Source organism: Natronincola ferrireducens, from assembly GCF_900100845.1.
Classification (GTDB): Bacteria; Bacillota; Clostridia; order Peptostreptococcales; family Natronincolaceae; genus Natronincola_B; species Natronincola_B ferrireducens.
In genome coordinates, this window is the sequence record NZ_FNFP01000001.1 from 71,772 (window position 1) to 93,558 (window position 21,787).

15 protein-coding genes are annotated in these 21,787 nt (G+C 40.0%); 13 read left to right on the forward strand and 2 right to left on the reverse strand.

The window, feature by feature from the left end; all coding sequences use genetic code 11:
- The first annotated feature begins 2 nt into the window (after nucleotides 1–2).
- From yabN to BLS22_RS00405, 11 genes are all read left to right on the forward strand, one after another.
- Nucleotides 3–1,478, forward strand: coding sequence for a bifunctional methyltransferase/pyrophosphohydrolase YabN (gene yabN / locus BLS22_RS00355; protein ID WP_090548683.1), 1,476 nt, complete (start codon nucleotides 3–5; stop codon nucleotides 1,476–1,478).
- A 79-nt stretch (nucleotides 1,479–1,557) separates the two neighbouring features.
- The gene (locus BLS22_RS00360) at nucleotides 1,558–1,836 is read left to right on the forward strand and encodes an HU family DNA-binding protein (protein WP_090548686.1); all 279 of its coding nucleotides are present in this window, start codon (nucleotides 1,558–1,560) and stop codon (nucleotides 1,834–1,836) included.
- Nucleotides 1,837–1,957: 121 nt separating this feature from the next.
- On the forward strand, nucleotides 1,958–2,200 hold the full coding sequence (locus BLS22_RS00365) for an RNA-binding S4 domain-containing protein (RefSeq protein WP_090548688.1): 243 nt from the start codon (nucleotides 1,958–1,960) through the stop codon (nucleotides 2,198–2,200).
- Between the two features lie 88 nt (nucleotides 2,201–2,288).
- A complete protein-coding gene (locus BLS22_RS00370; protein WP_090548691.1) occupies nucleotides 2,289–3,281 on the forward strand; it encodes a SpoIID/LytB domain-containing protein in 993 nt (330 codons plus the stop codon).
- Between the two features lie 392 nt (nucleotides 3,282–3,673).
- Nucleotides 3,674–3,964, forward strand: coding sequence for a sporulation protein YabP (gene yabP / locus BLS22_RS00375; RefSeq protein WP_090548693.1), 291 nt, complete (start codon nucleotides 3,674–3,676; stop codon nucleotides 3,962–3,964).
- A gap of 177 nt (nucleotides 3,965–4,141) precedes the next feature.
- Entirely contained in the window at nucleotides 4,142–4,648 is a 507-nt protein-coding gene (gene yabQ / locus BLS22_RS00380; protein WP_244269422.1) for a spore cortex biosynthesis protein YabQ, read from the forward strand.
- Between the two features lie 37 nt (nucleotides 4,649–4,685).
- Complete coding sequence (locus tag BLS22_RS00385) at nucleotides 4,686–4,979, forward strand: FtsB family cell division protein (RefSeq protein ID WP_090548698.1); 294 nt, start codon at nucleotides 4,686–4,688, stop codon at nucleotides 4,977–4,979.
- A 113-nt stretch (nucleotides 4,980–5,092) separates the two neighbouring features.
- Nucleotides 5,093–5,512, forward strand: coding sequence for a S1 RNA-binding domain-containing protein (locus tag BLS22_RS00390; RefSeq protein WP_090548701.1), 420 nt, complete (start codon nucleotides 5,093–5,095; stop codon nucleotides 5,510–5,512).
- Nucleotides 5,513–5,567: 55 nt separating this feature from the next.
- Nucleotides 5,568–6,482 carry a Ppx/GppA phosphatase family protein gene (locus tag BLS22_RS00395; protein ID WP_090548704.1) on the forward strand — a complete coding sequence of 305 codons (915 nt, stop codon included), beginning with the start codon at nucleotides 5,568–5,570 and terminating at the stop codon, nucleotides 6,480–6,482.
- A 301-nt stretch (nucleotides 6,483–6,783) separates the two neighbouring features.
- On the forward strand, nucleotides 6,784–9,153 hold the full coding sequence (spoIIE, locus tag BLS22_RS00400) for a stage II sporulation protein E (protein ID WP_244269423.1): 2,370 nt from the start codon (nucleotides 6,784–6,786) through the stop codon (nucleotides 9,151–9,153).
- Between the two features lie 221 nt (nucleotides 9,154–9,374).
- Nucleotides 9,375–11,261, forward strand: a complete 1,887-nt coding sequence (locus BLS22_RS00405) for an amidohydrolase (RefSeq protein WP_090548710.1) — start codon at nucleotides 9,375–9,377, stop codon at nucleotides 11,259–11,261.
- A 178-nt stretch (nucleotides 11,262–11,439) separates the two neighbouring features.
- On the opposite strand, the gene BLS22_RS00410 is transcribed toward BLS22_RS00405, so the two are convergent.
- Entirely contained in the window at nucleotides 11,440–12,099 is a 660-nt protein-coding gene (locus BLS22_RS00410; RefSeq protein WP_090548713.1) for an acyl-ACP--UDP-N-acetylglucosamine O-acyltransferase, read from the reverse strand.
- A gap of 67 nt (nucleotides 12,100–12,166) precedes the next feature.
- Nucleotides 12,167–13,588, reverse strand: coding sequence for a hypothetical protein (locus BLS22_RS00415; protein WP_090548715.1), 1,422 nt, complete (start codon nucleotides 13,586–13,588; stop codon nucleotides 12,167–12,169).
- 303 nt (nucleotides 13,589–13,891) lie between these two features.
- Between BLS22_RS00415 and BLS22_RS00420 the strand changes: the two genes are divergently transcribed.
- Entirely contained in the window at nucleotides 13,892–14,908 is a 1,017-nt protein-coding gene (locus BLS22_RS00420) for a polysaccharide deacetylase family protein (RefSeq protein ID WP_176761981.1), read from the forward strand.
- 297 nt (nucleotides 14,909–15,205) lie between these two features.
- The gene (locus tag BLS22_RS00425; RefSeq protein ID WP_090548720.1) at nucleotides 15,206–21,586 is read left to right on the forward strand and encodes an IPT/TIG domain-containing protein; all 6,381 of its coding nucleotides are present in this window, start codon (nucleotides 15,206–15,208) and stop codon (nucleotides 21,584–21,586) included.
- The last annotated feature ends 201 nt before the right edge of the window (nucleotides 21,587–21,787 follow it).

Sequence of the window (21,787 nt, forward strand, 5' to 3'; positions counted from 1 at the left end):
TAATGTCTAAGTTAACCATTGTTGGCTTGGGCCCTGGTGCAAAGGAGCATCTGACCCTTGCCACCTTTAAAGCCATGAAGGACCATAAGGAAGTATACCTTAGAACAGATAAACACCCTATAGTCACCTATCTAAAGGAGGAAGGCATCAATTATAAAACCTTTGACCATGTGTATGAAGAAAAGCAAGACTTTCAAGAGGTTTATGAAGAAATTGCTGAAATCCTTATAGAAAAGGCAAAGGAGGAGGATATCCTTTATGCTGTTCCTGGTCATCCCTACGTGGCAGAAAACACTGTTCAGCTCCTCCTTGAAGGATGCAAAAGAGAAGGGATACCGAAAGAAGTATACCCTGCCATGAGCTTCGTGGATGCCATGTTTATGGCACTGGAGATAGATCCTATCGACGGATTCAAGCTGCTAGATGGATTACAGCTGGAGAAGCAAAAGCCCGATCCAAGTATAGCCAACATCATCACTCAGGTTTATGATCCCTTTATAGCTTCAGAGGTAAAATTAAGACTGATGGACTATTATGATGATGAACAGGAGATATTTGTAGTGAAGAATGCTGGAATTCCAGGGATTCAGAGGATTGAAAGGATGCCCCTTTACATGTTGGACAGACTGGATTGGATAGATTACCTGACAAGTCTTTATATACCAAGGATTGACATAGATCAAAAAAAATACTATAATGTGAATAATTTAGTGGAAATCATGGAAATATTAAGAAGTAAAGAGGGCTGTCCTTGGGATATCAAGCAAACCCATGATAGTCTAAAGCCTTACCTTATAGAAGAAAGCTATGAAGTGTTAGAAGCCATTGATGAAAAAGATGACCTTCTGCTGGAGGAGGAACTAGGAGATTTACTTCTACAGGTAATCTTTCATAGCCAAATCGCTAAGGAAAGACAAGCCTTCACCATGGAAGATGTGGTACAGGGTATTTGTGAAAAGCTAGTTTTTAGACATCCTCATGTTTTTAAAGGGGTAAAGGCTGAAACCACCAGTGAAGCCCTAGCCAATTGGGAACACCAAAAGCGTCAAGAGAAGCAAATTAAAAGTATAGCAGATTCAATGACAATGATACCAAAGGAATTACCAGCACTACTAAAGGCTGTCAAAGTTCAAAAGAAAGCAGCAGACGTTGGCTTTGATTGGGACCAGATAGAGGATGTTGTTAACAAGGTTAAGGAAGAATTACTGGAAACCCTCCAGGCCAAAGAAACAAAGGATGACAATAAAATTAAAGAAGAAGTCGGAGATTTACTTTTTGCAGTAGTGAATCTAGCTCGATTTTTAAAGGTAAATCCTGAAGATGCCTTGAATGCCACCTGCAATAAATTTATTTATAGATTTCGATACATAGAAGAAAAGGCAATGGAGGCAAAACAAGACATAAAAAAAATGACCCTATCAAAAATGGATGAACTTTGGGAGGAAGCCAAGAAAAAAAATCGCAAAAATTGCTGGTAAAATCTTTTAAAAAGAAGGATTTTAAAAATTTACAGAGAATATGCTATACGTACTTTAAAATATGAAGGAGGTATTCTAAGTGAATAAAGCTGAATTAGTTGCAAAAATTGCTGAAAAAAGTCAACTAACAAAAAAGGATGCTGAGTTAGCATTAAATGCATTCATGGAAAGCGTTGAAGAAGCATTAGTAGAGGGTGACAAAGTGCAATTAGTTGGATTTGGAACCTTTGATGTAAGAGAAAGAAAACCAAGACAAGGTAGAAACCCAAGAAATCCAGAGCAAGTAATCGACATACCAGCTTCAAAAGCACCTGTATTCAAAGCTGGCAAGACCCTTAAAGAAAAAATTAACGGATAAATAGGATTAAATACCACTAAATAGAAATCAGGGACAACCCTGATTTTTATTTTCTCTAATTTTATGGGGAAGGGAGGATGTCTTTCTCTAAAATTATAGAAAGCAAGGAGGAGAACTACCTATGAGATTAGATAAATACTTAAAAATATCAAGAATCATCAAACGTAGAACGATTGCCAAGGAAGCCTGTGAAAAGGGCAGGGTATTCATTAACGATAAAACAGCAAAGCCTAGTACAGAAGTGGAAGTAGGAGATCGACTGGAAATCCAGTTTGGGGACAAATCCCTAAAGGTAGAGATTACTCAAATTGCAGAGCATGTCAAAAAAGATGAAGCAAAGGAAATGTTTCGACTAATTGAATAACAATTGTATAGGAATTCCCCACATTTCAAATACTACAAATAGATGTAGCTTGAAAATTCTAGAAAAATGATAGAAGGAGGATTCCTATATGAGAAAAATTAAAAAATATGGTATGTTGCTTTTGATTCTTTTACTGATAGTACCCTTAGCTGCCTGCCGTCCTCAGCAGCGTCCAGAAGGCCCGGAAGAACAACCCCAGGTACAGGAGGATGGACCCCCTATTCCTGAAGCCATTAGCCAAGGGGAAGGTCAAGAGCCTAGATTGACAGTACACATAGTAGAAACAGGAGAAAACAAAGAAATGGACTTTGAAGAATACCTTCCTGGAGTACTGGCTGGAGAAATGAAAAATGATTGGCCAGAGGAAGCCCTACAGGCCCAAGCTATTTTAGCTAGAACCTTTGTTATGCAGTTTGTTACTGAAATGGGAGGCTCTAAATACGAAGGAGCCCATGTTTCTACAGATATTGAGGAGGCCCAAGCTTGGAATGAAGAAGAAATCAATGAAAGGATTATAGAGGCAGTGAATGCCACCAGAGGTCAGGTGGCTGTTCACAACAATGAATACATCAAAGCATGGTTCCATGCCCATGCCGCTGGTCAGACAGCCATGGCGGTGGAGGGATTAGGCTTAGACGATGAAGATCCCCCCTATATCCACTCCGTTGAATCTCCAGATTCTAAAGAAGCACCAGAGGACGATGTGAACTGGAGTGAGACCTTTACCAAAGCAGAGATTATACAAGCTGTACAAACTACAGGACAAGATCCTGGAGACTTTAACAGTATAGAAATCATAGAAACCGGATCCTCCGGAAGAGCATATAAACTGCAGATAGGTAATGCTACAGTGGTGGCACCAGCCTTTAGATTAGCCCTAGACAGTACTCGAATGAAATCCAATCAACTGGAGGGCATCTCCGTCGAAGGAGATCAGGTTACCATATCCGGCAGAGGCTATGGTCATGGAGTAGGTATGAGCCAATGGGGAGCCTATCAAATGGCACAGGATGGAAAAGATGCTGAAGAGATTGTAAAGCATTACTTCAAGGATATAGAAATTATTAAGCTTTGGGAGTAAGAGTAAATGAAAAATGAAAAATGAAAAATGGAAAATGGAAAAGACAAAAACATGCAATTAGGAGAGAAGAATTTTCTCTCCTAATTGTTTTTTGATGAATCTATTTGTTGGTGGTTGATGAAGAAGGACAGGGGGGAAAGCCCTTGATTTTGTCATCCTGAGCAACAGCGAAGGATCTTAGCATTTAGAAGACTTTAAAGATTTTTCATTTCACTTCGCTGCATTCAGAATGACAAGTATTTGAGGCTTCTTTAGGAATAAAGGGTAGCTTTTCTTTATAACTAAGAGTTATAATGGACGACCTGATGGGAATAAATATAGAGTACAGTGAGGATTAAGCCTTAGCCTTAACCTCAACCTGCGGCAGTGCCGTAAAAAAGGCAGGTGATAGGATGGAAGAGCGAAGGAACAACCGATATCGAGGCCATAGTGTTATACTAGAAAACAGGGAAAAGCTATCTATTTCAGGTGTAGAGCATGTGAACAATTTCAATAGCGAACTAATCGTTGTAGATACTACAGCAGGAGTTATTACCATTAAGGGTGAAGAATTGGACGTAAAAAAATTAAGTCTAGAGGATGGTAATGTCTCCATAAGTGGAACAGTCCACTCCATGGTCTATAGCGATCGGGAAAGCTTTACTGCTAAAAGCTCAGGCTTCTTCAGTAAAATGTTTAAATAACTGTCGAAAAAACTCGGCAGTTTTTCTTTTTGTCCATCTGTCACCAAATTGCACCCTGAGGAATATAATAAATAAGAAACCTATGTTTTTGACGTAGATTTCTTTTGTAACAGGTTAAAGGTTTTGACTTTTCTCGACCTTGACCTTAACCTGATTTTTAAATGAGGTGGTGAAATCATGATTTCTACCTATCAAGAGGCCTATATTTTATTGGTTACTATTTATGGAGGTATATTAATTGGGTTTATCTATGATTTATATAAAATATTCAGAGGGATTTTCAATCCTAAAAAAATTGCTACCCTCATCCAAGATTTTCTCTTTTGGCTGATTATCTCCATAGTGGCTTTCTATGTATTGATTATAAGTAACCAAGGAGCTTTACGGTTTTATAATTTTTTAGGATTTCTTATAGGAGCAATAATTTATAGCTTTTTGTTAAGTGACATTGTTATCAGGGCAGTGATTTTCATATTAAGGACCATGAAAAAGTTTATCGTTGATCTTTATCACATCATCACCTATCCCCTTCGTGTAGGATTATGTCTAATAGCCGTACCTTGTTCCTATTGCAAAACTAAAACAAAGCCGATATACTATAAGACAAAGCGATATGTCAAGCTACCCAGTAGAATGCTGGAGGAAACGAAAAAAAGCCTGACAAATTACTTTAAGAAAAAATAAAAAAGGAACATCTACAAAGGCTGAAGGGGGGAAGAATGTGCAAAAGAAAAAGCGAAGAAATAAGACCAAGAGAATATGGATGGGTATTCTCCTTTGCCTGGGACTTTATGTAGGTGTAACCTTTTATCAGCAACAGCAGGAAATGAAGCAACTTAGACAACAGGAAGCAAGATATTTGCAAGAGCTAGAAAAAATCCAACAGGATATTGATAACTTAAAGCAACAGGTAGAGATCAGTAATCATGATGAATATATAGAAACCATTGCCCGTCAACAGCTGAAAATGATAGGTTCTAATGAAATGATTATTATAGACATTGGACAGCAATGAAAAATATTTTGTCCCTCTACTTGAGACATTACATAGAATTTGATATAATAAAGTAGGTGAAATTCAATTATTTTAGTTTATAAATACATTGCTCAAGGAGGAAGATTGATTTTATGCTGGCAGAGGAAGGTAAGATTGTAGAAGGCACGGTTTCGGGGATTACGAATTTTGGTGCCTTTATAGACCTTGGTGAAGGCAAAACAGGATTAGTACACATCTCAGAAGTTGCAGACGACTATGTTAAAAACATTCATGATTATTTAAAAGATAAGCAAAAAGTCAAGGTGAAAGTGCTATCTATCGGTAAAGATGGAAAGATTAGTTTATCTATCCGACAAGCTACTACAAAGGTTAAAAAATCAGTTCGACCTGCAGAGGTGGATTGGCAGGTGAAGGACGATGAATCTTCAAGACTCTCCTTCGATGATAAGATTAGCAGATTTATGAAGGAAAGCGAAGAGAAGATGCAAGTATTAAAAGCTAAGAGTAAATCTAATGGCCGTAAAGGTAATGGATTTAGAAATAAAATGTAAATGAATGCCAGGGGGAACTTACCTGGCTTTTTTTATGAAGTTTTGGAGGGAAAAAATGAGAAAATATGCAGCCATCGATATAGGAACCAATTCTATGAGACTTTTACTGATGACTGTGGAGACGGATAGAATTCTACATAGAACAAAAGAAATCAATACTACCCGTATTGGACAATCGGTTGACGAAAGAGGGGCTATTACCCGTGAGGGAATGGAAAGAAATCTTGGAGCCTTTGAAGACTTTGTAGAAAAGGCTAGGGAATATGGGGCAGAAGAGATTTATGCCATTGCCACCAGTGCTGTCCGAGATGCCAAAAATGGAGAGGTCTTCGTAGGGGAAGCTTTACAAAGAACAGGGATAAAAATAGCTATCCTATCGGGAGAGGAAGAAGCAGGACTGGGCTATAAAGGGGTGCTGATGGGGTTGAAAAATCCAGAGCTAGAACTCCTGGTCATTGATATTGGTGGTGGAAGTACGGAATTTATTTTAGGAAAATCTGCCACACTACAGGAAACCATCAGCGAAAATGTGGGGGCTGTTAGAATGACAGAACGACTTATTACCACTGACCCCATTACCCAGCAGGAGAAGGAAGGATTAGAGAAGGTCATTAAAAAAGAGCTTCATAGCACTTTGCAAAAGCTACAGAAGAAGCAGATAAAGGGTCTCATAGGCATAGGGGGTACCATCACCACCTTGGGAGCCCTCCATCAACAATTGGACCCCTACGACATGGACAAGATCCATAACTATACCCTAACCCTACAGAATATAAAGGACCTCCTACAAAAACTAGAGACCCTAACCCTAGAAGAAAGAAAGGCACTAAAGGGTATCCATCCTAAACGGGGGGATATCATCATAGCTGGGACCACCATCCTCCGCATTATCATGGAAACCCTAGCCATAGACACCATCACCATAAGCGAATATGATAATATAGAAGGTCTATTATATGAAAATATGTAGCTAGCTATACCAAAAACCATTCATCACAAACCACAACCCTTCGGCAAAAAACAAAGCAATTTCCACGACAACCTCAACATATAGTATGGAATACGTGTTGCACATACCATATATTTGAATAATTTTGTCAAAAACCTACTTTTAAATGTCAAAAACTTTTTCAAGCTTCTCTCCTATTCTTGACAAATCTCCCCCCATTCCTTTGTTACAATAACCCTATAAAGTAAAGTTGGTTTGGCGTCAGGTTTTGATTTTTAACCTGAGGCCAAACCTAACCTTATAAACAATGGAGGGGTTATCTATGATAGACAAGCAAACAGTAGTTCCAGCATCCTTTAGGGAGAAAAGAAGGATAATGACACTTATAAATAAAAAGCTGATATTCTTGAATATACTTGCTTTTTTATTAGGAAGGGCAGGGATTTTAGAGGGGCTTACCCCCTTTGGCATAGGATTTTTTGCCGCACTAAACTATAGGGATAGAAAGTATGGAACTATAGGAATAGCCACATTACTAGGAATTATGTCTATTCAGGGCTTCTATAAAAGCATTCCCTACATCATAACCCTAGGCATTATCTATCTTTTATTTCATTATGTAATGGATTTAAGAAAGCTAAAAACCTTAAAGGCCGCCTTCATCAGCGGGTTTACCTACTTGACAGCCGGCATGCTGTTTTTAAGCCTTCAGAGCTTCTATATCTATGATGTAATGATTATTGCCTTCGAAGCATTGGTGATCTTTGTTATTGTATATATAGCCTCCTATGCGTTGCCCCTCATGGTGGAAAAGAAAAGTAGAAGCATCTTATCCTCAGAAGAAATTATTTGTATTGCCATTCTTTCAGCCATAGCCCTGTCGGGAATCAATGAAATATATATTTTTAACCTATCCCTAAGAAATAGCTTAGCCATCCTTATAACAATTTTATTTGCCTACAATGGTGGAACAGCCATTGGAGCCTCTGTTGGGATTACCCTAGGATTAATCACCAGTATGTCCATTGGGGGGACACCACCGGTGATTATCGGTATATTTGGTTTTTCTGGATTGTTGGCAGGTATATTTAAGGATATGGGAAAATTGGGAAGCGGCTTAGGCTTTTTAATGGGAAATGCCATCTTAACCTTTTACATAAACGGCTATTATGAGATTTTCATACAGTTTAGAGAAATCCTTTTAGCCTTTGGATTATTTATGCTGCTTCCCACACCCTGGATTCAGCAGCTGGAGAAGCTTTGCAACAGTCCTAAAAGTATTTTATATTCCGATCAAACCTATAGCCAACGGATGAAAAAAAGAACCTATGAAAAGCTTTCTGAATTTTCAAATGTATTTCACGATTTAGCTGTAACCTTTGATAAAATTTCTGATAAATATGTAATTTTTGAAAAGGAGGACTTAACCAACATTATACAAGAGGTAGCTGACCATGCCTGTGACAGCTGTGGTATGCGAAGAAGCTGCTGGGAAAAAAATTTCTGCAACACCTACCAAAGCATGGTAGACCTGTTGGTGCTTATAGAAACTCGAGATTCCATAGAGCCTAATGTTTTACCAGAAGAAATCCAAAAACGTTGCATTCATCCCCAGAAGGTTGTAGAGAAGATGCGGCACCTTTATGAGTTAAGTGCCCTAGATATGAACTGGAAGGAGCGTCTCATTGAAAATCGTTATTTAGTAGGAGAACAATTTAAAGGAGTATCGAAAATTATTGGACAAATGGCGGAGGAATTAAACAGCAATACCTCCTTCGATATTGAGCTGGAAAATGAGCTTTATGTGGTGCTGGATAAGGCTGGGTTATCGGCAAAAAATATTATTGTCACCAATCAACAGGAATCTCCCCTTGAAATCACTGTAGAAAAAAATCCCTGCTATAATCGAGAAAGCTGTATCTATAAATATATTCCTGTTCTTTCAGAAGCAGTGGGGGTGAAGCTGGTGAAAAAGCCAAGTACTTGTAGCTATCAAAGGGACGGGAGTGGGTGCAGCTTCACCCTAGTGGAAGCTAATCGCTACACCGCCATCACCAGAGTAGCTAGGGCAAAGAAGGAAGGCAATAGGGTTTCGGGAGATACCTGTACCTTTATGGATATTCAAGATGATCAATATCTTATGGCCATCAGCGATGGTATGGGAGCGGGGGACAAAGCCCAGCGTCAATCCAGTGCCACCATTACGATGCTGGAAAAAATGATGGAGGCAGGTTTTGATAGGGATGTAGCCATTAAAACCATCAATTCTATGCTGATGCTAAAATCATCGGAGGAAATCTTCTCTAGTCTTGATATGACTCTGCTGAATCTATGTAAAGGCACAGCAGATTTTGTGAAAATAGGTTCTGCCCCAAGTTATATCAAACGGAATCAAACAAAGATCCAAACCATTAAGGCATCAACTTTACCCATCGGCATCCTGAAAGATATTGAGTTCAATGAAGATGTTAAAAGAATAGAGGATGGAGATTTTATTATTATGGTTTCCGACGGTATCCTAGAGGCCAACAAAGAAGATGAACAATGGCTGGTAAGCTTCCTTGCCACCATTGAAACCCGCAATCCCCAAGACCTCGCCGACAAAATTCTTCAAAGGGCGCTACAGCTATCGGAAAACAAGGCCCAGGATGATATGACGGTATTGGTAACCAAGGTGTGGAGGGTGATATAAAATTTAATAATTAGTTTTCATTAGTAAACCAAGGGCTACTTCACCACTCCCTCCTAATTAATAAGAGGAAAAAATAGAAATTGTACAAATTTAGCATAAAAGTGCAAGTCCTTAATAAAGTATATTAAGAGCATCTATGGTCTTAGCAATACACCGAAGGATAATTCACATAAGGATTGTGGATTAGTAGGAGATTCTTTACTAAAGGAAGGGGAAAAGAGATGAAAAGAAAAGCAATTTGTTTTGTACTGTTGGTGATGTTTGGGGTAATTTCTGTGATGTCACCTATACACGCTTTGTCGGCAGGTGGAGATCTTCTTGCGGATAAGGTTCTCATCAATGGGGTTGTCTATACTGTGGATCAGGAGGACACCATGGCTGAAGCCATAGCCATCAAGGATGGCAAAATCCTAGCCGTAGGCACCACCCAAGAGGTTAAAGCCTATATTGGGCCCCATACGGAAGTGATGGATTTAGAGGGAAAGATGGTCCTACCTGGGCTGATGGACTCCCATATTCATCCACCAGGAACTGCCTTGACAGAACTATACGACATAAGCCTAAGCGCCACTGACAGTAAAGAGGTTATACTAGCAAAAATTCAACAATATGTTGACAACAATCCTGATCTTAATGCCTACTATGGTAGAGGATGGTCGGTTGGTGCCTTTGATGGAGATGAGACCAGTAGAGGACCTAAAAAAGAGCATCTTGATGCCATAAGCCCTGATATCCCCATCCTATTGACCTCCTATGATGGCCATAGTACATGGGTCAACAGCAAGGCTTTAGAGATGGCAGGCATCACAAAGGACACCCTAAATCCAGAGGGCGGGGTGATCGAGAAGGATCCAGTTACGGGAGAGCCATGGGGAACAATTAAAGGATATAAATCAGGCCTACTTCCTCCCCAGGAGTATACCCATGAAATGCTAGTAGAAGGAATGAAGGCATTCCAAGACTTTATGCATAGCCTTGGCTATACCGGATTCTTTAATGCCGGATGGGACGAAGAAATGTTTGAAGTAGTAAAGGAGCTAGAGGATAAAGGGGAACTTAAGATGTGGGCTCGGATTTCTGGAAGATTGGATATTCGAAGCGGCGAGGCGGTAGAGGAGCAAATCCAAAGACTGCTGGAGCTTAGGGACACATATAATTCTGATCTTTACAAAGTTATTAGTGGAAAGATCTTCATTGATGGGGTTGTTGAAGGTGTTACAGCCAAGTTGCTGGAACCCTATGAAGAAGAAGCAGGAGAAGGCAGTGAGCATTATGGCCTCTACTACTGGGGGGATATGGAGGCCCTAAGGGAAACCATCATCAAGGTCAACAGTGAGGGGTTATCTACCCATTTCCACTCCATAGGAGATAGAGCAACTCGAGAAGCCCTAGATGCTCTGGAGTATGGCCTAGAGCAGGTTCCAGGAGAGCATCGCAATGTCATTACCCATCTACAGTTGGTAGCTCTAGAGGACATTCCTCGGTTCAAAGAACTAGGGATAGTAGCAAATGTGCAGCCCTATTGGCACATGAAGGAACCAGGCTGGTGGCATGAGGTTGATTCTCTATTCTTAGGTGAGAGGGCTGAATATGAATATCCATTGGGCTCCTTCTTTAATGCAGGGGCAGTGGTAGCTTCATCCTCAGACTATTTCGTAACAGAGTACCCTAATGCCCTTTGGGCTATTGAGACAGGGGTTACCCGTAACCTGAACAATGGAGAGTACTACGGCGTAGATGACATAGAGGATATGGATGATCCTACTTGGCTGTTAAATAAAGAGGAGAGGGCCTCCCTTAAGGATATGATTAGAAGCTTCACCATCAACAATGCCTACTCCCTCTTCCTTGATGATAAAACCGGAAGCATCGAAGTAGGCAAGTATGCTGACTTAGTTGTTCTTGAAGAGGATCTCTTCAGTATCAATCCATTAGATATAGATGGTGTTGAAATCCTCTACACCATATTCCAAGGTGAGATTGTTTATGAAGCAGAGGTAGGACCCTATGAAGAAGAGATAGTTATTGTTACAGAAGACCTCTTCAACATTGAGGTTATAGATATGGGGGGCGGTACATTCTGGTATACGGTTTCTCGTAATAGATAGGTTGTAAGGGCCAAATATAGACTTTTTTTAAAAGGCTATGTTAAATAGCACTGTTGATTTTCATTCAAATCAAATAATAGAAAGTGTTTGAACTAGTCATCCTGAACGTAGGGAAGGATCTTTGTACAGCTTTTTAAATTAGATCCTTCACTACTCCTCAGGATGACACCCATTTGTATCAAGACTCTTCATCCAACAACATACCTGCTAAGCCCCTGTCTATACCATCACCATAACTCTTTTGTATCCCCTTTGGAGCCATGTATTTCACACTCTTAAAGGCTCTATATAACTTGATAACCAGTCCCTCCATAGGTTGGAACAAAAAGTTCAAGGGATCTAGGGAGTTGGTTATCTTATCTATAAAGACATCTGCATCTAAAACCATTGTATAACTCTCATCTACCAGGATACCTATATGCCCAAGGGCAGCTTTAAAGGAGTCTACTACATCTATTACCTTTATAGCGTTGTTTGTAGACATAACTTCATCCAGCTTTTTTAAGGAATGAAGGGCTTTATTGTATTTTTCTATAAGCTCCTTCATATGCTCTAAAAGGTGATCGCTTTCCTCATCTATATTTTCAATAGCCTCCTCTAGTCTTCTATGATCATGATAAAATTCCTTATATTCCCTTTTTAATTCCTCTAGCTTTTTATAGAAGAAATCCGAGGCAAGGGTATAGTTTGAGGAATAATATCCCGTTTGATTTTTTATTGCATCCACCGGTGTTACAGCCTGTACCCCATCACTTTTTTCCACGTACCTGACCCTATTGACATAGCTGTTTTGAACCCTTTTGCCAGCCACAGTCGAAGTCCTTGAAATTTTTGTCATAACCCTACACCCCCTTCTATTATCCTATCCCACTGTACAAGAGGACATTTCTCTTGTGTGTTGTGGCCTATTTACCATGCTGGCGAAAATTAAAGTAAATTCGGTCTCTATTGGTGTTAAAGGTAATATCAGTAAAATTATTGGTGCTGGAGGGAGTGCTTTGTATAGAGCCGGTGATTTCCGCATGGGGGTCATATAGCTCCCTTATAGCATCTACCATATTTTCTACCCAATATTCAATAATAGATTTTCTAATACCATCAAAGTCACTGAAGCTACTCCTAGGGTAGGTGATTGTTAGACGATAATCATCCCCATCCCTATGGCTAAAGGAGATACGCATCTCAATGTCCTCCAGCATATCAAAGTAATCCCTTAGGTAGGTCTGCATTCTAGATGTGGAGTTGATGCTTCTATAGGGGGTAGGCAACCTTCTGGTCCTCTCCAAATCTGCCACCAGTCTATCAATCTCCAAATCCCGTTGGCGCAGCAATTGATTACCAAATGCAACATACTCTCTGCTATAAAAATTATTATCCCTAATCCTTACCTCCCCCTCCTCAGGAAGATATTCCGCCATCCAATAGAGGGCATCAGCCAGCTCCGTAAGAGGCATATAAATTTCCTCCCCTATAAAAAAGGGCTCCTTTAATATGTTAAAGGGGTTTCCATCTATCTCCATAGTTACAGGATGAAACCAGGCCATCATATTACGCTGAAGGGTAGTAGGTTTTGGAGAAGTAATAGTTCTATTAGGCTTTGTATAGGCATCCTCTTGGGAATAAACCCTCCCATTTTCAAAACTAAAGAATAAAACATCCTTATCTTTATAATCATCATGGATAACACCATATACATCTAAATGATCATCATAGTCTTCTATTTCTCGTTTAAGACGATTTAAAAAGTTATTTTGCCTAGCTGTACTCCAATTATAAAAATCCTTATTAGTAAAATATACTACAAGGTCTATGTCATAAGGATGGCCAGTGACTTCATAATGAAAATCTATACCATAATAGGAGGGAAGATATCGGTCAAGGTGTCTTTCCAACCTACCCTCGTTAATATAAATCCTATCCCTACTGGAGGCATAGGTTCTGCGTGTTTTGTAAAGGGAATCATTTCGATTTTTTAAAGCCCTAGACAATACAGCTATTTCATAATCCCTTTGTAGCAACATCCCTGCAAAAAACTCAGCTGCTGGGTCCTTTAACATGCTTCCTGTATCAATTCCTATCCTGTGGTTAGCTTCATCATATTCTACAGAAAAATACAACCATTTGGCTAAATCCCTTAAGGGAACATAAACTTCATCCCCATGGATAAAGATGTCTTGACGGAGGGGGAGGGAGAGATTATTGATAACTATTTTGATGTCGTTGAATTCTGCTGTGATGTTTCTACTATATCCCTGTCCAAAGGCCACAGAAGACAGAGATAGTAAACATAGTAGGATACCTAGAATAAGCCATGATTTTCTCCTCATAGGAGATCACCCCTTTTCAATTTTTTTCTATAAATACTATATCGACAATTTTTAAAAAGAACTATAGAAGTTTTACAGATTATTCATGTTTATATTCCTAAAAACCTGTTTTTATTTCTTGACAATCTATAAATAATATGTAAATATTGGTTGAATAAGGGCTTTGCCCGTCATTCAACGATTTCAGTGGGAGATTGAACTCCCCCTGAAAAAATTAAGTGGAACCCGCCGCCTATAGAGGCGGTGGACATCTTAATTTAGTTATATTTACATATTATCTTGATGAAGAAGGGGATGATTTGGATGATACAAGAAAGAAAATTAATTCCGATCCTTTTAGCGGTATTATTGTTCTTAAGTACGGGGTTTTTTCCTATAGAAGCCAGCTATGGGGAGACAAAGTCAAATGCAGCTATAGCAGGGGCTGTTTCAAGTTTTTTAATGAATACAACAAGTAATATAGGCGGCCTCCAAATGACTGGTATCAACATGATACCAACTGGTGAGAAAATCAATTGGCTTACGAAACATAATGTAGAGCTTCAAAGCCCAAGCAACAATAATCCCGTAAAAGTACCCATCGTCACCTACCATCATATCGTTACAAATGTTGGATTAACCAATAATATCATCATTACTCCAGAAAAATTCAGGTCGGATATGGAGGCCATAAAGAAAGCAGGTTTTACCACCATCCTCTTTAAGGACTTGGTGAATTACGTTGAAGGGAAGGGACAACTGCCCCAAAAGCCAGTCCTAATTACCTTTGATGACGGCTACTACAGCAATTATGAATATGCCTATCCTATTTTAAAGGAGCTTGATATGAAGGCTACCATCTCCATCATAGGCTGGGCGGTGGGGGAAACCAAGCATAAAGTTACAGGTCGAGAGATTATTCCCCGCTTTACTTGGGAAGAGGCCAAGGAAATGATTGATTCAGGCCATATAGATATACAGAACCATACCTATGATATGCACAATCCCAGAGACCAGTATCCCTATAGGAGGGGTGTCCTGCAAAAAGAGGAGGAAAGTCTGGAGGATTACATAGAAGCTTTTCGGGAAGATGTTATGGAATTTCATCACGCTATAGAGGAAAACCTAGGTAATGATGTATTTGTCTTTGTTTACCCCCATGGGGAATATAACGATCTTACAGAAGAACTATTAGTTCAGTTAGGTTATAGGGTGACTTTGACGGGAGAACATGGTGTTAACCTGATCACTAGAGATAAAAACAGTCTATTTAAGTTGAAACGCATCAATGCCGGCTACAAACTCCCCAGTGAAGAACTGGTGAGGAGGATAAGTAGGTAGATCTATGCCAGGAGATGGTTCCTTAGGAATCAACCCCTGGCATTTTTTCAACAATTATTTCCAATTTTAAGGAAGGCTAAAAACCTCCCCTTATTTCTACATATTTTTCAATTCTATTACAAATCTCTACAAAGAAAGGAAGCAAAAGAAATATATGGTATAATTACCATAATTAATAATGGTAAAATATACTACTAAAATTGTTGGAGAAATTTGCCGATAAAATGTATAGGTAAAAAATGAATGTGTTAGTAAAAAATTATAAAGTTTACATATTTTAGGCAGGGAGGCTGGCAAATGAAAAAAAAGAAAAAGATGAGAAGGATTATAGCTTTTTTAATGACCCTTATGATGGTATTTATAATGCTACCTATCGAAGATATGGAGGTCCATGGTTTTGACCCAGATAGATATAGAGTAGATGAAGTTATACTCTTTAGGGTTTATGATCGAAATAGAAATGTGGTGGAAAGAAGGCTTTTAATATATGGAGCCTTTTTAAAGGATGCTGAGGTAGGGGTAGAAAGCAGTTCAGGGTACAATGCCTTAACAAACCGTATCACCAATTCCGAAGGGATACTACAGTTTAACATAACCAACAATCAGCTGGGAAGCTCTATACGTATTGAAGGGAAACATATTAGTCTCAAGGAGGAAGATATGCCGACACTGACCGGCATAACAAGAAAAGTAAAGATAGGGGAAGTAGATGGATTAAACATCCAGGGAACGAATCTTACCAAGATTAAAGATGATGACAATATAGTGGCCAAATATGAGCATGAGGGTGCAGAAACCACAATTGCTTCTAGTGTCTTTGACAACGATACAAATGTCAACATCACCCCTGCTACAGGACAATTGGGGATGCAAAACATTATCTTCCAAAAAAATGAAACCCAGGAACACACCTTTAATGATCTTAATACAAATCATGAGGTACGGGTGACGATTAAATATACCTATAGGGATCAAGTTAGCTTTTATAAGGATTTAATTATTGATGATTTAGAGATGCGACCCAATAGAGGGGAAAAGGGGGATACTGTTTATTTTGAAGCTCCTGCCCATAACCTAGATTCCTATGACGTATTTTTCCTAAGGGAAATCGACGGAACCATTCCCTATGCTTTAACCAATATGGGAAAAAATAAAACCTTTAGCTCCAATGTAAATGGAAGGGATATTTTAACAGTCAAGGTACCGGATTTACCTGTTGGGGAATACTATGTGGTCCTTACCAATGCAATTGATACCAGCAAAAACCCTATGGGACAGATAACCCAGGAAAAAGTTATGGGGAATAACAATAACGGCCCCTTTGAATATGAGAAATTTACTATCATTGATTCCAACATAAAGGCCAAGATTATAAACCTCCAGCCTAATACTGGCCCCGATACGGGAATCAAGGTGGAAATAGCAGGACAATTTTTAGGCACCTTAAATATAACAGAATACACACCAAATAACCTAGGAAACTATCCAAGTGTAGAAGGGCCAAGTGGCAACAGACAGGAACTAGTGGTGGACTTTGGAGGAGGTTATTATAATAAAGGAAAAACCAATGAGATAGAAATTACTGCTGCTAAAAGAAAAATCACAGTATTTATAGGGGAACAGGCAACCTTTCTTACTAAAAACAGTGATGCCCAATACGATGTTGATTTTAACCAAGACATAGACCGGATGGTGATCCAAACACCTCAAATAGGAGATGCCGCCACCAATCCTATCAAGGATGTTATTGTGGAGACGGAAACAATTCTAACAAAAGCCAATGGGGGGACTATGGTATTTAAAGAAAGGGCAGAGCTTATAAATGGTTTTACCTATATCCCCAGCAAAATAGATCCCACCATCACCAGCGTGGTGCCGGATAAGATACAGGTGGTTGGGGACACCACTGGATATAGGATTCCTGAAGATAGAATGCTTGCAATCCATGGTAGCAATTTTATGATTCATCGATATATTAAGGCCGATGGTACAGAGGTTATTCGATATCCAGTAATTGATTTAGGGGCAGAATTGACAATAGATAAAAACTATAATACAGGAGATTCCAACGCCTATATTAAGGTATTCGATGCAATGGGAAGGGAGCTGGACGGTACAGAGGGAAATGAAATAGGAACAAAGATTTTAGTGATGGTTCCAAAGGACCATCCTATAAATAATTTAGGAAAAACCTTTATAAGGGTTACCAATCCTGTTAGAAATTCCGATGCCCTAGGCTTAAGTACCCAGCGAATAGATTTTATCGAATACGTTAATCCCGATGCCAACAAAAACCCCATCATTAACTCTGTTGTTCCAGATGTGGTGGCAGTAGAAGGGGGAGAAGACATCGTAGTAGAGGGAAGTAACTTCCAAACAGGGGTAATGGTTTTTATAGACGGTAAACAGGTGGATAATGTTACCCGTCAAGGGGACGGTAAAAAGCTTACCTTCAAAGCCCCCAAGGGAAGAGAGGGGGAAACCCAGCTACAGGTTATGAATCCCGAGGGAGGTATGGACACCAGACCCTTTACCTACGTTACAACCTTCACCAACCCTAAAATTACAGACTTTGCACCCAAGAAAGGAAATACAGGAACCCTGGTAATTATCAAGGGAGAAAACTTCCTAAAGCCTGATCCAACAGCTACAGCTGATAATATTTTAAGGTTAATAGGGACAAGGGTACTATTAAATAATATCGAAGTAAATGATTACAATAGAAATGCCTCCACCAATAGAATAGAGCTACGGGAGTATACTTCGCCTGATGACAACAGGTTATTCAGAATAAATAATAATGGGAAGCTGGAGGTGGCAGATTACTACAATGCAGTTATTTTAAAAGCCGCAGGAAACTTTTATACGGTGGATAAGGATGTAAAGGGAAATATAACCCTATCCGACGGAGCTGCCAACAGCTACAGAATTGAAGTTAGAGGGGGAGATACAATTGTAGCCAACAAGGTTGGGGATAATGTATACCCATTAACCGTTGATACAGGTAGCATCACCATCAATCCACCCGTCAGTAACCCCGACTTTCAACCTATTACACTAGATTTTGTTACCCCCTATAGAATTCAGGGCAATAAAATCGTGGGGAATCGAGTACGGGTGAATGATCGAAGTGAAATATACTTTACAGTACCTATATTAGAAGCAGATGGTTACTATGATTTAACTGTTATCAATCCTGACACAAAAAAGGATAGTAAAATCAATCAACAGGGTTTTTACTACTACACCCTTCCTGAATCAAGACCAGTGATAACCAATATTTTTCCAAAGGAAGGATCTACTGCAGGAGGATATACCATTGATATTGTAGGAAGTGAGTTTTTAGACAATGCAAAGGTATATATTAACGGTGTAGAAATCCCTGCCGCCAACACCATTGTCACCACCAACGGCAATAAAATAACAGTGGTTGTCCCTAAGTATGCAGGAGATTTGGGAAAGGACAAGGACACCAACCGATTAACGGTTCCAGTGGTGGTGGTGAACGGAGACGGTGGTACCGCCAGTAGGGAAGATGGCTTTACCTATGTTGTTCCCAGCAGTAATCCCCAGATTACTAATGTGGTACCTCAAAAAGGTACTGCAGCCGGGGGAGATATTATAGAAATTACGGGAACAGATTTCCGATATTTTGAACCCTACGATGATACCAATAGAAATCAAATAAGAGATGAAGATGAAACCTTTAATGACATTAACAAAAACGATATATGGGACGACTTGTTGGACATACAAAGAGGAGAAAATGAATCCCTAGAGGATTTTGCCACAAGAAGAGATACATTGCTGGGGAAAACACCTATATCCCATAGGGACTATGACTACTACTATGCTTCACCTATATTGCCAAGGGTGTTTATTGGAACCCAGCAGGCAAGGATTGTAGAGTTTTCAAGGGGGTACATAAAGGCAATCGCTCCTGCTGGTACAGCAGGTAGAGCGGACTTATACATCCTTAACAATGATGCTGGAATATCTAATAAAGTGACTTTTACCTATGAATCCACAGATCCCAAAATCACCAGCATCCTACCAGCCCAAGGATCTAGACTAGGGGGAGATAGGGTAGATATTCATGGCAGCAGCTTTTCCTCCAGTGAGGTTCATGTTTACAATGACAATATAGATGAAGATGGAAATTCCCTTTATGATATAAAAAATCAGCCCCTAGTGAGATTTGGAAATGTTAACAATCTAAGCATTCCTAGGGAGCAGGAAAACAGTGGTCTGATCAATAACAATCGTGCCACCGTTAGACTGCCGGGAAATGTAACAGTAGAATACAATGGTGTAGAGGATAAGGTAACCGTCACCATTAGAGAAAACAACATTAATTATCGCAAGGAAATTACCGGCTATAATGACACAGTAAAATATATCCCTACCCATCTGCTAAAAAACCCAGAGGGTAAACAGTATGGGGATGATGAAAAAAACAAGCTAACAGAGGAACTAATCAAAATAGAGGTTTCCGATAGAAGGTTTTTTGTAGATAGGGGATATGCCCCAGAGGTAGAATATGTAAGTTCAGGACAGCTAAGGGTAAACACCCCCTTCTATTACACAGTAGGGAAGGTACCCACCTTTGTTATCAATCCCGACGGTGGTAGGGGTCAAACCCAATATGAATACCTGAACCCCGACAGTCGACCTAGAATCGTTAATATTACTAAAGAAGAAGAAACACCGACACTGGAAACCATAGAGGTGGAGGGTAAAAGGGTAGATGCAGGAGTTCTGAAACTCAGCTATAAGGGAGGTAACATTGTCAGTGTCTTTGGTGAAGATATTCGAGAAGGCGCTACAATTCAAATCGGCAACCTTGCTACTATAACAGCCGATAGAATCAAACGAGAAATCGTTGAAAACCCCTTTGGCACTACACCTCAAACCCTAGTGAAGCTCACCTTCGAGATGCCCAATGTAGGAGAAGCAGCATTGGAACAACCTCAGCGAGTAATCGTAAGGAACACCGATGGTGGCAATGCTTATTCCGATGGTTTGATACCACCTATCTACCTTGTATTTCTTCGGGGAGAAAGTGCACCTCAAATAGGAAAAATTGATCCTAACCTAGGACCGGTAAAGGGTGGCACTAAGGTAGAAATTGAAGGAAATGATTTTAGAAGAGAAATTGTGGGCTTTGAAGGAGGTACATTGAAGGTATTCTTTGGAGAATATAGAGTTCCTCAAGGGGATATCCAGTTCATTGATTACAAAACCCTTAGCGTAAGAGCTCCTAAAAGCGGTCAATATGGTGCAGTAGATGTAAAGGTTGAAAATCCTGATGGAGAATTAACTATATTAAGAAACGCCTTTACTTACATCAGTGAACCTAGGATTCAAAACGTCAACCCGGCCAAAATCTTTGCCAACGATAAAGAAGGAGAGATTACCCTTACGGGATCTATGTTTATGGCGGGGGCAAAGGTAGTACTTGGTGGGGAGATAAAAAATAAAAATGATGTAAAAAGCGATATGAAAATAATGGGGGAAGGAATAAATCGTGTAGATACAGATGGGAACAATGTTCACGTGGCTGTAGTGGGGGGTATTTTTGCATCCTCAACAACAGTAGTAGATGATACCACCATTATAGTAAAGTTTAATGAAACATTGGATTTAAAAAATAACAACCTCATTGTCATCAATCCTGACGGAGGTATTTCTGAGGCAAATAAAGACTTTGACTACCAGATTCCTCTTCCAGAAAAACCATTGGTTCTAGAGGCCATCCCAGGATATGAATCCACCGTACAGCTACTATGGTCGGAGTCAGCCCCCGAGATCCTCAACGCCTCTGAAAAATACGAGATCTATGGCAAGAGGAGTAGCGACAGCAACTATACCTTCATCGGCGACACTAGAGATTCTCGATTTTTAGTAAGGGGTCTCCAACCCAATACCCGATACGATTTTATGGTAAGGGCTTTAAATAGCTACGGCAGTGCAGTAGACTTTGCAGAGGTCACCGTCAGAACCTTAACCCTTAGGGAGGATGATAAGCTAAAGGATAAGGAGGAGGCCCTTGAAAAGGAAGCTGAGAAGCTAAGGAGAGAAGGTAAAGAAGAAACCCTAGACGGAGCACTGGTGAAAACCATCGGTACGGAGGAAATCCCCCAGGGGTCAGGAATCTATACCATTGATTTCTCCTTAAGTAAATACAAGGGTTATGATAAATTTGTGGTGGCTATACCGGTATCCATCCTGTCCACCACCAATAGAAATATCAGTATCACCGATGGCAGAGCCAACCTCACCTTTAGCCTTAGAAGTCTCTACACCCGTGAAGTAATAGAAGGATCGAGACAAAGTCTAGAGGACGCCCATGTAAGGGTTATCTTTGAAAGACTAAAGGGACAGGAGGCAGGAGGAATCTACACTGCAGTTTCCCGAAACCAACAGAGGGCATCGGAAATCTATAGTATAGACTATCAGCTACAGGCAGGAAAGACCATCACCGACATAAGACGGATCCTCCAGCCAGGAAGCCTTAGCATCAACTTTGATGCCAGAGCCTACCCTGCAGCTAGAGCCAACAGTCTCTTTATAGGACAATACAACCCAAGTCAACACAGCTTTACAAAAATTATGGAGGGCAACCGAGGGAACATCCAAGATCCAGCAAGATTTATGCTGTTGTCTGATAGAATGTAGGGAAGGGTCTTTGACCCTTCCGAAGATGGACAACCTACACGAAGCCATGGGGACTGTCCCTCTGGCACACGTTTCCCAGTGGGCAAGAGGGACTGTCCCGCGGAGTATGTAGGGAACGACCTCTGTGTCGTTCCGATGGAGTTAAGATTTTTGCTTTTTTCTTCACCTCTACATTTTGACGACAGGCAAAAATCTTACTGA